This is a genomic window from Sphingomonas sp. 77B, assembly GCF_056497825.1.
Genome location: NZ_JBWMBY010000002.1, coordinates 200,629 through 215,572, shown reverse-complemented (window position 1 = coordinate 215,572; position 14,944 = coordinate 200,629). Strand labels below are relative to the sequence as shown.

Annotated in this window: 14 protein-coding genes; 10 read left to right on the top strand and 4 right to left on the bottom strand. The window is 64.7% G+C overall.

The window, feature by feature from the left end; genetic code table 11:
• The first annotated feature begins 71 nt into the window (after window positions 1–71).
• From AC1GI4_RS18375 to AC1GI4_RS18340, 8 genes are all read left to right on the top strand, one after another.
• Window positions 72–1,283: an IS256 family transposase gene (locus tag AC1GI4_RS18375; protein ID WP_062127151.1), complete on the top strand. Its 1,212-nt coding sequence runs from the start codon at window positions 72–74 to the stop codon at window positions 1,281–1,283.
• Window positions 1,284–1,548: 265 nt separating this feature from the next.
• Window positions 1,549–1,830, top strand: a complete 282-nt coding sequence (locus tag AC1GI4_RS18370; protein ID WP_170172116.1) for a PepSY domain-containing protein — start codon at window positions 1,549–1,551, stop codon at window positions 1,828–1,830.
• Window positions 1,831–1,838: 8 nt separating this feature from the next.
• Window positions 1,839–2,516 carry a response regulator transcription factor gene (locus tag AC1GI4_RS18365; protein WP_170172123.1) on the top strand — a complete coding sequence of 226 codons (678 nt, stop codon included), beginning with the start codon at window positions 1,839–1,841 and terminating at the stop codon, window positions 2,514–2,516.
• On the top strand, window positions 2,509–3,852 hold the full coding sequence (locus AC1GI4_RS18360; protein WP_170172117.1) for a sensor histidine kinase: 1,344 nt from the start codon (window positions 2,509–2,511) through the stop codon (window positions 3,850–3,852). Before AC1GI4_RS18365 ends, AC1GI4_RS18360 begins: the two co-directional genes overlap by 8 nt.
• On the top strand, window positions 3,849–5,195 hold the full coding sequence (locus AC1GI4_RS18355) for a TolC family protein (protein WP_170172118.1): 1,347 nt from the start codon (window positions 3,849–3,851) through the stop codon (window positions 5,193–5,195). The genes AC1GI4_RS18360 and AC1GI4_RS18355 overlap by 4 nt, the downstream gene beginning before the upstream one ends.
• On the top strand, window positions 5,183–6,217 hold the full coding sequence (locus AC1GI4_RS18350) for an efflux RND transporter periplasmic adaptor subunit (RefSeq protein ID WP_170172119.1): 1,035 nt from the start codon (window positions 5,183–5,185) through the stop codon (window positions 6,215–6,217). The genes AC1GI4_RS18355 and AC1GI4_RS18350 overlap by 13 nt, the downstream gene beginning before the upstream one ends.
• On the top strand, window positions 6,214–9,261 hold the full coding sequence (locus AC1GI4_RS18345; protein ID WP_170172120.1) for an efflux RND transporter permease subunit: 3,048 nt from the start codon (window positions 6,214–6,216) through the stop codon (window positions 9,259–9,261). Before AC1GI4_RS18350 ends, AC1GI4_RS18345 begins: the two co-directional genes overlap by 4 nt.
• Complete coding sequence (locus AC1GI4_RS18340) at window positions 9,258–10,049, top strand: protein-L-isoaspartate(D-aspartate) O-methyltransferase (protein WP_064311291.1); 792 nt, start codon at window positions 9,258–9,260, stop codon at window positions 10,047–10,049. Before AC1GI4_RS18345 ends, AC1GI4_RS18340 begins: the two co-directional genes overlap by 4 nt.
• Here the strand turns inward: AC1GI4_RS18340 and AC1GI4_RS18335 are convergent.
• Window positions 10,028–10,528 (bottom strand): glycosyltransferase family protein, encoded by a 501-nt coding sequence (locus AC1GI4_RS18335; protein WP_064311292.1) that lies wholly within the window; start codon window positions 10,526–10,528, stop codon window positions 10,028–10,030. The two genes, AC1GI4_RS18340 and AC1GI4_RS18335, sit on opposite strands and share 22 nt — an antisense overlap.
• Before the next feature lie 181 nt (window positions 10,529–10,709).
• Here AC1GI4_RS18335 and AC1GI4_RS18330 point away from each other — a divergent pair, with 181 nt between their 5' ends.
• Window positions 10,710–11,756 carry an MlaA family lipoprotein gene (locus AC1GI4_RS18330; RefSeq protein WP_064311293.1) on the top strand — a complete coding sequence of 349 codons (1,047 nt, stop codon included), beginning with the start codon at window positions 10,710–10,712 and terminating at the stop codon, window positions 11,754–11,756.
• A gap of 128 nt (window positions 11,757–11,884) precedes the next feature.
• Here the strand turns inward: AC1GI4_RS18330 and AC1GI4_RS18325 are convergent, their stop codons facing one another.
• Complete coding sequence (locus tag AC1GI4_RS18325; RefSeq protein WP_064311294.1) at window positions 11,885–12,154, bottom strand: HU family DNA-binding protein; 270 nt, start codon at window positions 12,152–12,154, stop codon at window positions 11,885–11,887.
• Window positions 12,155–12,587: 433 nt separating this feature from the next.
• On the opposite strand from AC1GI4_RS18325, the gene AC1GI4_RS18320 reads away from it, so the two are divergent.
• Window positions 12,588–13,013, top strand: a complete 426-nt coding sequence (locus AC1GI4_RS18320; RefSeq protein ID WP_064311295.1) for a hypothetical protein — start codon at window positions 12,588–12,590, stop codon at window positions 13,011–13,013.
• 172 nt (window positions 13,014–13,185) lie between these two features.
• On the opposite strand, the gene AC1GI4_RS18315 is transcribed toward AC1GI4_RS18320, so the two are convergent.
• Together AC1GI4_RS18315 and AC1GI4_RS18310 are read right to left on the bottom strand one after the other, a co-directional pair.
• Window positions 13,186–13,752, bottom strand: coding sequence for a cytochrome b (locus tag AC1GI4_RS18315; RefSeq protein WP_064311296.1), 567 nt, complete (start codon window positions 13,750–13,752; stop codon window positions 13,186–13,188).
• A gap of 98 nt (window positions 13,753–13,850) precedes the next feature.
• On the bottom strand, window positions 13,851–14,909 hold the full coding sequence (locus AC1GI4_RS18310; RefSeq protein WP_198356648.1) for an ATP-grasp domain-containing protein: 1,059 nt from the start codon (window positions 14,907–14,909) through the stop codon (window positions 13,851–13,853).
• Between the last annotated feature and the right edge of the window lie 35 nt (window positions 14,910–14,944).

Sequence of the window (14,944 nt, the reverse complement as noted above, 5' to 3'; positions counted from 1 at the left end):
TCGGTGGCCACCGGGCTCATCGGTTAAGGTGGAAGTGTCGAGCTTCACCAACACCCGAGGAGTTTTTCCCGATGACCGACGACAGACTACCGCTTGCCGAACTGATGGCGAAGACCGGAGACGGCGATTTTCTGCGCAGCGTCGCCGAGAGCGTGTTGCAGATCATCATGGAGGCCGACGTCGACGGCCTCATCGGCGCCGGTCGCCACGAGCGCTCCGGCGAGCGCAGCACCTGGCGCAATGGCTACCGCGACCGCACCCTGGATACGCGACTGGGCACGCTCAACCTGAAGATCCCCAAGCTGCGCACCGGCGCCTATTTCCCCGGCTTCCTCGAACCCCGCAAGACGGTGGAGAAGGCGCTGGTCAGCGTCATCCAGGAGGCCTGGATCGCCGGCGTCAGCACGCGGCGCGTCGATGATCTGGTGCAGGCGATGGGGATGAGTGGCATCTCGAAGTCGAGCGTGTCGAAACTGTGCAAGGACATCGACGAGCGGGTGAACGCCTTCCTGAAGCGCCCGCTCGCCGGCGAGTGGCCGTATCTCTGGCTGGACGCGACCTACCTCAAGGTGCGCGAGGGCGGCCGCATCGTCAGCGTGGCAGCCATAATCGCCGTCGCCGTCACCACCGAAGGCAAGCGCGAGATCGTCGGCCTGCACATCGGCCCCAGCGAGGCCGAGCCGTTCTGGTCGACCTTCCTGCGCGACCTCGTCCGGCGCGGCCTGAAGGGTGTGAAGCTGGTCATCTCCGATGCGCATGAGGGCTTGAAGGCCGCCATCACCCGCGTCGTCGGCGCCACCTGGCAGCGTTGCCGCGTCCACTTCATGCGCAACGCGCTGGCTCATGTGCCCAAGGGCCAGAACACCATGGTGGCTGCCGCCATCCGGCAGGTCTTCCTCCAGCCCGATCATGCCGCAGCCACCCAGACCTGGCGTCACGTCGCCGACCAGCTGCGCGCCCGCTGGCCGAAACTCGGCGCCTGCATGGACAACGCCGAGCACGACGTGCTCGCCTACATGACCTTCCCCGAACAGCATCGCACGAAGTTGCACTCCACCAACCCATTGGAACGGCTGAACAAGGAGGTGAAGCGCCGCGCCGACGTGGTCGGCATCTTCCCCAACGAGGATAGCATCACCCGCCTCATCGGCGCCGTGCTCCTCGAGCAGAACGACGAATACCAGCTCCAGAACCGCTACATGCAGATCGAAGGCATGACCGCTCTCGCCACACCACAGATCGAGGAGGTACCGCCCCTACAGATTACACCCAAGGCCGCCTGAACGATGCGGCCCGGTGGCACACCTGAAATTACACCACGTTGACGGACACGACCAGGCTTTGTAGATCGATTGATCGATCGTCAGCTCGTCAGTCCTCTCCTCTACCTCGCGAAGGGAAAGGCACGAACAACGCTTACGGTATAGTGCTAGCGGCGACTGCTCGTTCATCTACATTGGGATTTCTAAACTGACGCCCAACCTTGGTGCAAACTAGGGTGGCGTAGAGAGAAAAGCGTGCCCGATCCGGCACGCAGGAGATGAAGTCATGATCAGGAAGACATTGATCGCGGCCGCTACCGCCGCGCTCGCCACCGTCTCGGTCAACGCCGCCATGCCGACCGCGAAGCTCGGAATGGCGAAGGCGCGGGCGATCGCGCTGAAGGCGGCGCCTGGCCGCGTCCAGAAGTCGGAGTACGAGAAGGAAGGCGGAGGCTGGCGCTATTCGTTCGACATCCGCCAGGGCAACCGCATTCATGAGATCGGTGTCGACGCGCACACCGGCAAGATCGTCGAAGACAAGTTCGAAGCCTTGGGCGCGAAGGATTGAGTTGCATGATGCGCGTGCTGCTCGCCGAGGACGATATCGACACGGCACGGCTTATTGCCGGTGATCTCACCGGCCGGGGCTATGACGTGACGATGGTTGCTGACGGCGACAGTGCGCGCACCTATGCGATCGAAGAACGATTCGACCTCGCGATCGTCGATCGAATGCTGCCATCGCTTGATGGCGTTGGCATTGTGCGTGCGTGGCGAGCCGCTGGCATCCGCTTGCCGGTGCTGATGCTCACCGCGCTTGGCGGCATCGCCGACCGGGTTACCGGGCTTGGTGCCGGTGCGGACGATTATCTGGTTAAGCCGTTCGCGCTGGCGGAGCTGGCGGCCCGGGTCGACGCGCTCCTGCGCCGGCCGCCGCTCACAACCCAGCCGACCCGCTTTCAGGTTGGGGACATCATGCTCGATCTGCTCTCCCGCGACGTGCGGCGCGACGGCCGGGAGATCCGCCTCCAGCCGCGCGAATTCGCAATCCTCGAGCACCTCATGCGGCATGCGGGCCAAGTCGTGACCCGGACGATGCTGCTGGAGACGATCTGGGGTTTCCACTTCGATCCCCAGACCAACATCGTCGAGAGCCATCTGAGCCGGATGAGATCCAAGCTTAACGCCGGTTTCGCCGTAGATCCGATCGAGACGCTGCGCGGGGTTGGTTACCGGATGCGACGGGATGGGTGAGCTCTGGCGAAGCGCCGCCTATCGTATCGCCTTCGTCTATTCGGCCGCATTCGCGTTGGCGATCGCGGTGCTCGGCGCCATCGTGTTCGTGGCGGCTGATGCCGCCTTCCGGCATCAGCAGGACGTCGCGCTGGCCGACGAGACAAAGCAGCTCGTGGTGGCCTATCGCGCAGAAGGGGTGTCCGATCTGCTGGATGCGCTGGCGGCCCGTGGCGACGCCAAGGGCATTGCCGCGTTCGGATACGCGATGTTCGATCGTGATGGCCGGCGCATCGCCGGGGATCTCGACACCCGACCACCACCGCCGGGCCTTCACGACATCCACTTTCGCGATCCCGAGGAGGGTCAGGACGCCGCACGCGCCATGACCACTATCCTGCCTTCCGGCGAGCGGTTGGTCGTCGCGATCGATACCGAGGGGCTGGAGCGGATCGACCGCACCATCCTTGGCCTTTTCATAGGCGCATTTGGGATCGTGGTCATGGTCGGCATTGCCGGTGCGCTGATTTTGGGCGCCTATCTGCGCCGGCGTCTTTCGCGGATCGAGGCGGCTGCGCGTGCGATAGTGGGCGGTGACCTGACGCGGCGCGTGGCGGTATCCGAGCGAGGCGACGAGTTTGACGCGCTTGGCGCGACGCTCAACGCGATGCTCGACCGGATCGAGCAACTGATGGAGAACCTCCGCCAGGTGTCCTTGGATATTGCGCACGATCTCCGCACGCCCCTGTCGCGGCTACGAACGACACTGGAGGCGGCGCGCGAGAAGGATCCGGTCGGCCAGAGAAAGGCGATCGACGAGGCTGTCACGCAGGGGGATGCGATGCTGTCGTTGTTTGGCGGCATCCTTCGCATCGCCGAGGTCGAGGGATCGACCCCTATAGCGTTCAAGCCGGTCGACGTGACCGCCTTGGTGGACGATATCTGCGAGGCATGCACGCCAGCGGTTGACGATGGCCACCGCTCGCTGTCGTGCCAGGCCGCCCCGGGTATGACCGTGAAGGGAGACCGCGAGCTTCTGGCACAGGCAATCATCAACCTCCTCGACAATGCGCAGGCACACACGCCGCCAGGAACGGCGATCACCATCACGGCATCTAGCGCGGACGGAAACGTCTGCGTCAGCGTCGTCGACAACGGGCCAGGCATCATGGAACACGATCGCGAGCGGGTGACCCGCCGGTTCGTGCGTCTCGATCCCGCACGATCTTCAGCGGGTCACGGACTCGGACTGAACCTCGTCGCTGCTGTGGCAAAGTCGCATGGCGGGCGCCTCGTGCTCGAAGACGCGCATCCGGGACTGGCCGCCACTCTCGTCTTTCCGGAGCTGATTCGATGAAGACCGGCTTTTCGCTCCTGTGCCTGGCAGGTGCTCTGACAGGGTGCGCGCACTACACGCCGCTGCCGCTCGAGAACGGCGTGGACGTCCCGCTTTCCGTCCCTTCCTCGGAAGGACTGACGGCAGCGGCAGCGGAGCTCAAACGCCCCTATCTCCAGCCGACGACGATCGACCTGTCACAGCCGTTGGATCTGAACGCGATCGCGACGATCGCCGTCATCGCCAACCCGGATCTGAAGGCGCAGCGGGTTCGCGCTGGCGTTGCGGATGCGCAGGCATTTGCCGCCCGGCTGCTGCCCGACCCGACCTTTAACATCGGCGCCAACAAGGTCTTGTCGGGACCCGATGTCCTGCTTGACCTTGCTTCCGCACTCGGGTTCGATATCCAGTCACTTCGCACCCGCGGCGCACGGATCGCTCAAGCCGAGGCGCAAGCCCGTCAGGTCCGGCTCGATCTTGCCTGGGCTGAATGGCAGACCGCCGGTCAGGCCCGCCTTCAGGCGGTACGGGTTGTCGGACTGCAGCGTGCACAAGCGATCACGGCCGCGTCACGGGACGCATCGCGGTCACTCCTGACGCGCACCCTGCGCGCAGCAGGCCGCGGCGACCTGTCTGGCGATCAGATCCAGGCCGCCCGGGTCGCGGCATTCACCGCCGAGCAGCAGGCAAGGACCACCGAACGCGACCTGAACGTTGCGCGGTTCGCCCTGACGAAGCTGCTCGGGCTGCCGCCGGCTTCAATCCTTCGTCTGGCGATCACCGCCGATGCTGGCGCTCCGCCGGGCGCCGAGCGTCTCTTCGCCCTCGCGCGGAGTGCGCGTAGCGACTTGGCCGCCTTGCGGCAAGGCTATTCCGCTCAGGAGGCTGCGGTCCGGCTTGCCATCATCCAACAATTCCCGACGTTGGACCTGACGGTTAACGCCAACCGGGATTCTGCTGGTAATGTCCTGACAGGCCCCGCAGTCGCCTTCACACTGCCGCTGTGGAATCGCAACCGTGGCAACATCGCCATTGAGCGCACGACGCGCGAGGCGCTGAAGGCGGAATATGAGGCGCGCCTGGTCCAGGCGCGGGCGGATATCGCCGCAGCAGTCGGCGGCATCGCGGTCGCCGAACGTCAGCGCGCCACGGCACTTGCTGACCTCCCGGCACTGACCCGCTTCGCGGCCGCCAGTCGCCGCGCCGCTAACCGAGGCGACCTAGCCGCAGCCACTGCCGAGACAGCCGAACAAGCTTCGCGGGACCGCGAACTAGTGGTGACACAGACAAGCCAGGACCTGGGGGAACAGATGATCGCACTCGAACTCCTGACCGGCATGCCCCGCGCGGAGTGGCTGAAGTGAGCGGCCGGATTGCGATCGTGCTGGTGGGCACGGCTCTCGCCTCCTGCAGCGGTTCTGGCACCGACACCCAGAAGGCCGCGGACCCGGTGGCGCTGGTCAAGCTCGCACCCGTGACGAACGGCGCGGTATCAGAACAGACCGCGGTCTATGGCGCGGCGGAGCCAGGCGCCGGTGCCACCGCAACGCTGGTGGCTTCGGAGGAGGCGCGGATAGTCAGGATCGTGGCACCGGTTGGGACGCGGGTCTCGGGTGGCCAGCTCGTCGTGCAACTCGCGCCCGGGCCGACCGCGAGCCTTGATCTCGTCAAGGCGAACAGCGATGCACGCGCGGCCGAGGCCGCTTATGCGCGGGCTGGACGCCTGCGTCAGGACGGCCTGGTCGGCAATGCCGAGGTCGAACAGGCCCGCGCAGCCGCGGCGACCGCCGGCGCAACCCGGTCCAGTCTTGCGCAGCGCACCGCATCGCTCGCCCTGACCGCCCCATCACCCGGCATTGTCCAAGCGGTCACCGGGTCGCCGGGCGATCTCGTCCAGCCCGGCACCTCGATTGCCACCATCGTCCGGGACGGCGTCGTCCGCGCTCGCTTCGGGATCGATCCGGCGATCGCGCAATCGTTGAGACCCGGTCAGCCAATCAGAATCGAGGGTAACGGAACCCGCGGCCAGCTGACGGTGCCGATCGATGCGGTCGATCCTGTCGTTGATCCGCAAACCCGGCTTGCCGCCGTTTTTGCGCGACTTCCGGTCGGCGCGCGGATTGGCACCGGCGAGATCCTCACAGGCGCCGTCACGACCAGCGCTGGCTCGGGCCTCCCGAGCATTCCCTATGCCGCACTGATGGATGACGGCGGCCAGCCCTATGTCTTCGTCGTCGCGAACGGTACGGCGCACCGGCGCAACGTGCGGACCGGGGCGAGTGATCGCAGGACCGTTGCGATTGTTGAGGGTGTCAAGGTCGGCGACCGGGTCGTGGTCGAAGGTGGCACCGCGATCGAGGACGGCATGAAGGTCCGCACCCGGTGAGCGTCCTGTCCCGCCACGCAAACGCGCTTATTCTGGCCGCCCTCATCATCGTTGCCGGGGGTGCCGCAGCAGCGTTGCGCATCCCGGTCAGCCTGTTCCCCTTCATCAGCTATCCTCGGGTCGTGGTGGCGGTCGACGCCGGCGAACGCGACCCCGCGCAGATGGCGGCGCAGATCACCCGCCCGATCGAGATCGCACTGCGCGGCGTGCCGGGCGTGACGCATGTGCGATCAACAACCAGTCGTGGTTCGGCGGAGGTTGCGCTCTCTTTCCCCTGGGGTCAGGATATGGCCGGCGCCACGATGGCGACCCAGGGTGCACTCGCAACGGTCTTGCCCGATCTTCCGGCGGGCGCGCGCTTCGAAGTACGCCGATCAGATCCGACTTTGTTTCCCGTCCTGGGCGTCGCACTCACTTCATCCTCGCTTGATCCCCAGGCGTTGCGTCAGCTTGCCGATTTGAAGGTTCGCCCCGCCCTGCTCGCCGTGTCGGGCGTGGCCGGGGTCGATGTTTTGGGCGGAAGCGCGCGCGAGTTCGCGGTCGATGTCGATCCCGCACACGCCACCGCACTCGGGCTCAGCCTCGCCGACGTGGCGACCGCGATCGGCAAGGACAATGCGGTTCAAGGCGTCGGGCGGCTCGAGGATCGCCACAGGCTTTATCTGGTGCTAGCAGAGAACCGGCTTGGGTCGATCGCCGACCTCGCCGCCACGCCGGTCAAGGCTGGTCAGACGGCAGCTGCAGGGATCGTCACGCTTGGCCAGATCGCAACGATCACGCCATCGGTCGCCCCCAGCTACACGCGGATCACCGCGGATGGGAAAAGTGCGGTGCTGGTCAACGTGCGCCAGTCTCTGACGGGGGACACGGTCGGGATCGTTCGGGAAACCGCGGCCCGGCTCAAGACGCTGGGGCTTCCGCCGAGCGTCACGGTCACGCCCTTCTATGATCAGTCGGAACTGGTGACGGGGGCTGCCAATGCGGTGCGCGATGCGATCCTGCTCGGTGCCGTGCTCGCCGGAGTGGTGCTGTTCGTCTTCCTCCGCTCGGCTCGCCTCATGCTCATCACGGGGCTGATGCTGCCGGCCGTCCTTGCGGGAACGTGCCTCGTTCTGCTCGCGCTCGGCATGAGCTTCAACATGATGACGCTCGGCGGGTTGGCCGCGGCGGTCGGTCTCGTCGTCGATGATGCCGTGGTGATGCTCGAACACATCATGCGCCGGCTTCAGGAAGGCCAGGCCTCGGACCGGCGCAGCATCCTTGACGCAGCCGCAGAGATGACTCGCCCGCTCGTTGGATCAACGACCGCTACCATGGTCGTTTTCCTGCCCTTGGCGTTCGTGACGGGCGTCACAGGAGGATTTTTCAAGGCCCTCGCGCTGACGATGGTGGCCGCGCTTGGCCTCTCGCTGCTGTTCACGCGCTTCGTCCTCCCGATTGCGGCGGCCCGATGGGTTGGTGCACGAGAGGCGGAGGCGGCCGAGCGGGCCGGTGGCGTCCTCGCCCGGCTCGGCCGCAGCTATGAATGGTCAGCCGACCGAGCGTTCGGGCGTCCGGCGATGTTCGCGGCCGTCGTAGCACTGGTGTTCGTGGCGGCCGGCTGGCTGGCCTGGCGGCATGTTCCGTCGGGTTTCATGCCTGCAATGGACGAGGGCGGCTTCATTCTCGACTACAAAGCACAGCCCGGCGCGGCGCTGAGCGACACCGACCGGCTGTTGCGCCAGGTTGAGCGGATTATCGTGGCCACGCCGGAAGTGGCGAGTTACTCGCGGCGAACCGGCGCCCAGCTGGGCGGCGGGCTCAGCGAAGCCGACGAAGGAGACTATTTCGTTCGCTTGAAGGGCGGGTCGCGGCGTCCGATCGACGCGGTGATGGCCGATATCCGCCAGAAGATCGACACCGACGTCCCCGGTCTCCAGGTCGAGACCGCGCAGCTCATGGAAGACCTGATCGGTGATCTCACCGCGGTTCCGCAGCCGATCGAGGTCAAGCTGTTCGGGGATGATCCCGCGGTGCTGGCGACGGCGGCAAAGCAGGTCGGTGACGCCATCGGCCGCATCAGCGGGGTGGTTGAAGTCGTCGACGGGCTTCGGGTCGCCGGCGACACCGTGTCGATCGCGGTAAATCCGCAGCTTGCCCTGCAACAGGGTCTCGACCCGACCGGCGTCGCGGGGCAGTTGGAAACGCTGATCGGCGGCACGCAGGCGACGCAGGTCCGGATCGGCGAACAGCTGGTGACGGTGCGCGTGCGCGCTCCTCAAGCCCTGCGGTCGCGCGCAGACGAGATCGCCCGGCTGCCGCTCGTCGCACCAGATGGTCATCTCGTTCGCGTCGGCCAGGTCGCAACGGTTTCCATCGTCGGCGGCCAGAAGCAATTGACGCGCGAGGATCTGGCGCCGTTCGTAGCGGTGACGGCCCGGCTCGAAGGGCGCGACCTCGGCTCCGCGATGACCGAAGTCCGCAAGACCGTCGCCAATCTCAAGCTGCCCGCCGACGTTCGGGTCGATTATGGCGGTCTCTACACGCAGCAGAAGCAGAGCTTCGCCGACCTGACGTTGGTGTTCGTCGCCGCGTTGCTGCTCGTGGCGTTGCTGATCACCTTCTTGTTCGAGCAGCCGATGTGGACGATCGCGGCGGTCGGAACCGTGTTGCTGTCGGCTGCGGCAGTCCTGATCGGCCTGTGGGTTACCGGGATCGAACTAAACATCTCGGCGCTGATGGGCCTCACGATGGTGGTCGGGATGGTGACAGAACTCGTGATCTTCCTCTTGGCCGAACTCGATCCCTCAAACCCGCTAGACGCCGCCGGCTTGCGTGAAGCCGCCGGCAAACGGCTTCGACCGATCGTCATGTCGGCGCTCATCGCGATCCTGACACTCAGCCCGCTGGCGCTGGGTCTCAGCCGTGGCGCCGGTCTTCAGCAGCCGCTCGCGACCGCGATCATCTTCGGACTGACGGCGGCCGTACCGCTCGTCCTGTTGTTCCTGCCGGCGGCGCTCCTTGCACTGCGGTCGCGCAAGAACGGTGCCGTCACCGCCCCATGATCGCCTTCCTCCTTGCCGCGGCGCTGGCCCAGGCACCGACGCTTCAGCAGCGCCTCGCGCTCCCGCTTCCCGAGCAACGCCGGCTAATGGTCGAGCGGATCCGCACCGATGTACGTAAGAGCGCCCCAAGCGCCGCCACGCCCGCGCTTGACCGCGCGCTGGAAATAATCGGTAAGCTGCCCCGCGAGGACTTCGTGGCGCCCGAGGGTCGCCGCTTCGCCTATGTCGATACACCGCAGCAGATCGGATATGAGCAGACGATCTCCGACCCCTATGTGGTCGCGATCATGACCGCGGCGCTCGACCTTCCGCCGGCTGCCAATGTCCTCGATGTTGGGACCGGTTCGGGATACCAGGCGGCTGTCCTTTCGAGCTTGGCTGCCAAGGTCTGGTCGATCGAGATCGTGGATCCACTCGCCAAGGCAGCGGCGAAACGCCTGAAACGAATGGGCTATCGCAACGTCGCCGTCAGAAGCGGTGACGGGTTCGCCGGATGGCCTGAGAGCGCGCCTTTCGACGGGATCATCGTTGCTGCAGGCTCTGCAACCGTACCGCAGCCGTTGATCGACCAACTCAAGCCTGGCGGTCGGCTCGTCATGCCGATTGGAAAGTCGCAGGTCTTCGAGCAGCTCCTGGTCATTACGAAGCAACTCGATGGTTCGCTAAGCCGCTGCTCGCTTGGTTGGGCGATGTTTGTACCATTGACCGGCAAGGGACAGACCCCCGATGATCCACGGGCGCTGTTCGACCGATCGGTTCCGCTGTGTCACGGCAATCCGATCACCTGAGTGGATGCTTGCCGACCCGCCGCTTGTGGCGCGCCTGCTACAAGGAAATGACGTTCGTCGCGACGCACGGTCAACATGCTATTGGAAAGCCCAATGACATCGTCCGACGACGGTACGTCGATCATCGGGCCATAACTTCCGAAAAGATTTGATCGGCGATCGCAACGTAGCGCGACGATGGGAACCCCGTGAGCCAAGGCATCGAGCAACCGGTGTTCATACCCGTCATGCAACCGCGCGAAAATAAATACGGCGCGAGGATCGCCAATCCAATAATCTCTGTCGTCTGCATCGGCGAACGAGGTGACACCGTCGACCCGAAGCGCCTCGACCCATTTCGCCATTTTGCGCCGCTTATGCGCGCAACCGACGATCGTCAGCCGCTCGCCTAGCTTGCCCGCAAGGGCGAACGCCCGGATGATTCTGATGAGCTGGCGGACGTCGCCGCTGTCCCCGAATGCGATGAAGGAACGGTCCATAAAGGCAAGACGATGCTGTGCGGCGCTACCGCAGTCCGCCCCGCTAGGTCTCACAGCAGGTTGGACGTGGCGGCCGCGGCTCGATTAGTCGGGGCCTCATCCGAAGCATGGGCCAAAGTTTCTACCGACAACCCGGTTGCGAACGTTTTTTCGACCGGGCGACTGCGGCAAGGCACTCACCGTGCCGTCCGGCTGCGAGGTCATGGAAGGAGACGTTCGCCAACCGACGGGCGATACCTTGCGCACCTCGCCGGAGAACGACCGTATGCTGATAACGATGCCGCTTTCTGCGATGGTTCAGCCTGTCGGTCCGCTATCCCCGGACGTGGCAACTGACCAGTCCGCTTCCGCGCTGCCTCCGGCATCGCCGCCGACCGCCGCGACCGACATCGCGCAGACCGTGCCGACGGGGCCCTCCCAGCCCGACGCGACCGGGGAGATTGTCGTGACTGGTCGTCGTCGGTCGGCAGGTGACCCGCTTGAGGCGATCAACGCGAGGTCCTTTGAGGCGACGCAGGCCGTCGACAAGGCCGTGTTCGGTCCTGTCGCTTTGGCATACAAGCGGGCCATGCCGAGCCCTGTTCGAAGCGGCCTGCGCAACTTCTTCAAAAACCTGCGCGAGCCAGTCGTTTTCGTGAACTACGTTCTGCAGCTTAAACCCGGCAAGGCCGCCGAGACTGCTGGTCGCTTCGCGGTGAACACGACGATCGGCGTGGCAGGCTTCGTCGATATGGCGAAGCGCAAACCATTTAATCTACCTCGGCGGCCGAACGGATTTGCATACACCCTGGGCTATTATGGGGTAAAACCTGGGCCTTTCATATTCTTGCCTTTTTTTGGTCCGACCACGGTGCGTGATGCCATCGGCGGGTTGATCGACCGCGCGGTCGTACCGGGTATCGGCGGACCGCCATTTAATCAGCCTGCGTATGTCGTGCCAGCAACAGGGCTGGGCGTGCTCGACCGACGGGCTGAGTTCGATGAAGACCTGCAGCGCATTCGTGCGAGCGCAGATCCCTATGTTGCGCGTCGCGATTTTTATCTTCGGAAACGGCAGCGTGAGATCGACGCGTTGCACGCGTCGTCGCCGTCACATGCCAAGGTGACCGACCCGTCCTCGGCGCCTCCGCCGGCCTCTTCAGTCATGGTGCCGATTAACCCCGCTGCGGTCAAACTAACGCAGTGTTCCCCCACGATGGATGCACCAGCGTCCTCACCGATGTTTTAAGTCGGAGCAGTCGATCGCGCACGCGGGCTGACGAATCTGATCGCAAAGGTGTAGACGATAGTGGCGAAAGACTAGCTAAGTTGATCGCCATTCGGCGGTATCGGCACATCCACTACTGCCAACAAGGCTCAGAGCTTGTCTTTAAGGGCTTTGGCAGCCGCAAATGATACTTTCTTGGAGGCAGCGATGTCCATCGGCTTCCCGGTCGCGGGGTTACGGCCCTGGCGTGCCGGGCGGTCCTTCACCGAGAACTTGCCGAAGCCAGGAATCGATACTTCCTCCCCGCGTCCGGCCGCCTCAGCGATCTCGATAAAGACGGCCTGTATCGTCGCCTTCGCCTGCGCCTCGGTGAAGTCGGTTATGGCAGCGATCTTCTTCGCGAGGTCGGACGTGTTCATACGAGGCATTCTCCGGTTGATCGTATGCAATCATAGTGGCTGCCGCTTGTGAGACAACCAAGTTGCTCGACCACATCAACGCCGGCATTTTTCGGCGGGATCGATGGGTTCGACGATCGTGAAGGAGAGGGCTGCAGGCGAAATCGCTTTCGTCCGGCTCAAGGAGTCGCGGACAGCCTTGGAATGCCGACAATCGGACAGCCAAGCCTGAGGCGCGCGTGTTGACGGATCTCCTCTCAAGCGGCGCGCCTACGCGCAAAAATGCGGTGATCGTTCTAACCGGCCCGACGGGAGATCGCGTAGGTTCCGCACCCGAAAGCACGAACCTGTGCGACTCAACGCCCGCCCGGTCGGGGGAGGCTCCCAACTCGCTCTTGAGTTCGGTCCTGCGATCGTTGACCTCTTGCATGACGCTTAAGCAACGGGGGCGAAAGTGGCGAGCTGCTGTTTCACGATCGATGTCGAACCCGATCTCCATCTCGCCTGCTTCCGACTTGCCGGCACTTTCGCGGCCGCGGACGTTGAACGGTTGATCGTCGAGCGCGACCGAGCATTCCACGCCTTGACCTCAGAGCAGAATCGCCACCTCGCGCTCGTGGACATACGGCAAATGACGCCTCAAGGGTTAAGCGGCTTCGCTGCGTTCGGCCAGCTACTGTTGCAGCGCGAACCGCGCGCGCTGCGCCTCGCCTTCCTCATCGTGACAAATCTGGCGAGCATGCAGGCCCAACTCGCCGCCCATGGTCGAGGAGCACAGTTTTTCTTCGACGAGGATCAGGCGCGATCATGGCTGCTTGCCCATGACAACCCTCCTCTCGCGTTCCCGGTGTTCGTTTCCGGCAACGGTGCCGGAGCTTGATCCGCCGCCATGCTCGATTGCTTGGAGAACAATGCAACCTCCCCCTAGTGGCCGAGAAGCGCGGCCGCGTGTTCCGGTGTTCGAAATTGAAGCGCCGAACTATCGCTATGGCTACCGTCGCGGCCGAACTCTAGAACGTCGGCAGCGCAGCCGCCTTAAGGCTCCCCGCGCCTCATGCAGCATTCGTTCTTGTGGATGAGCCGGGCAGCATACGCGCAAGAATGCCGTCCTTGAGGAAGTGATGGCGGAGAGCGGCCGCGACGTGCAGGGCCAGTAGGGCAAGGAGCGCGATGCCGAGAAGTTCGTGTATCTCACCCGCAATTTCGCCAAGGCCGTTGCCGGGCGTCGTGAGCGCGGGGAGGCGCACAATGCCGAACAGCGTCACGGGCCACCCCTTGGCCGAGGCCCAGGTCCAGCCGGCGATCGGCATCGCAATCAGGATAACATAGAAGCTCAAGTGCGTCGCACGCGACGCCGCTTGCTGCCATCGCGGGATGTCGCGCGGTGGTGCGGGCACCGCATGGGTAAGCCGCCACAGCAGGCGCATGATGGTGAGCATCAGTATCGTCGAGCCGACGGACAGGTGCAGGTTCATCAATCCAATCGGGGGTGAGCCCTCGGGCGGGTCCGTCATCGTCCAAGCGATCACGAACTGCGCCGCGGTCAACGCGGCGGTGAGCCAGTGAAACGCTTTCTGCGGCACGTCATACGATTGAGGGCCGGTTTGTGTTGTCGCCATGATCAGGTCCTGTGCTGATAGCAGATCATTATAACGAGTCCGGGGCGTTGGCGGGCGCGTTAACTGTGTTACCAAGATCGCTTCGCCGTTTTTACCTGTCACAACGGTTCGGCCTGCCCCTCTGTGGTGCGCATTTTGGTCGTCCTGCGCCTCGACCGTGTCGGGGTTGCCACCATTGCTAAGAGAGCGTTCGCGAGGACAGCAGTCGAGCGGAGCTTGTCACGGAGCGACAGCGAAGTGATCGGCCCCGCGTCGGTTTTATTGACGTCGACGACGTAGATGCGGCCGTCAGCCCGGTCGCGCAGGATGTCGAGGCCTCCCCAGTCTAGCCGCATCGCAACCGCGAAGCGTCCGATTGACGCGATCTCTTCGGGCGAGAAGATGTTGGCCGGTTCATGCATCGTGACCGACAGGTTAGGCGGCAGGAAACGCTGGTCGGCCGCGCGGCGCTTGACCCAGACGATCACGGGCCTGCCGTCGATGCAGTGCGTCCGAAGGTCGCGGGCGCAGCCGTCCTCCTCGACCGTGTCGATCAGGCGCTGGTACGTCTTGCCGGCCAGGGGCGGCGTGGGACACTGGACGATGCGACCGTCATGGGCACCGTTAACTTCGCCTTTCTCCACAGCGCGGCCCGTCGCCGCCAGCGGGTCGAGCGCGAGTGGATAACCGAACACCTCGGCGAAAACAGCGGCGACGTGGCTCTTGGAAATGTCGGTACAGCCGAAATTGTAGCTGCGTTGGTGCTGGAGACGCTGCGGGCGGCTGGTTGTCGCATCCTCGAAGAAGAAGCTGGCATCGGCCTGATCGGGGGATGCCGCGATGCGGACGCCGGCCCAGGCGGCCGCAGCGCGGACCATGTACCAGGGTCCGGGCCGGTCCGGGGTGAACCAGATCGCCGGCCCTGCCGGCCTGATTGCGCGGCGTAGCGCTGCCAGAACCTGGAGAACGATCTGGAAAAGCAGCCATCTCGCCACTTCGTCGGCTAGCGTGATGTCAAGCGGAGCGGAATTGCCGGTCTTTCGCAGGATGACACGCCCGCGGTCGAAGGCGAAGGCCCCGAACCAGCCCGGCCGGATGCGCTGGCGGGCAGCAGCGGTGGCTGCGCTTTCCGAGGGGAATGGAGAAACCACGCCCGCTCGGGTCGTTTCGATCGTCATTCTATACTCCGTTTCAGGCACGCTATGGCGGTGGG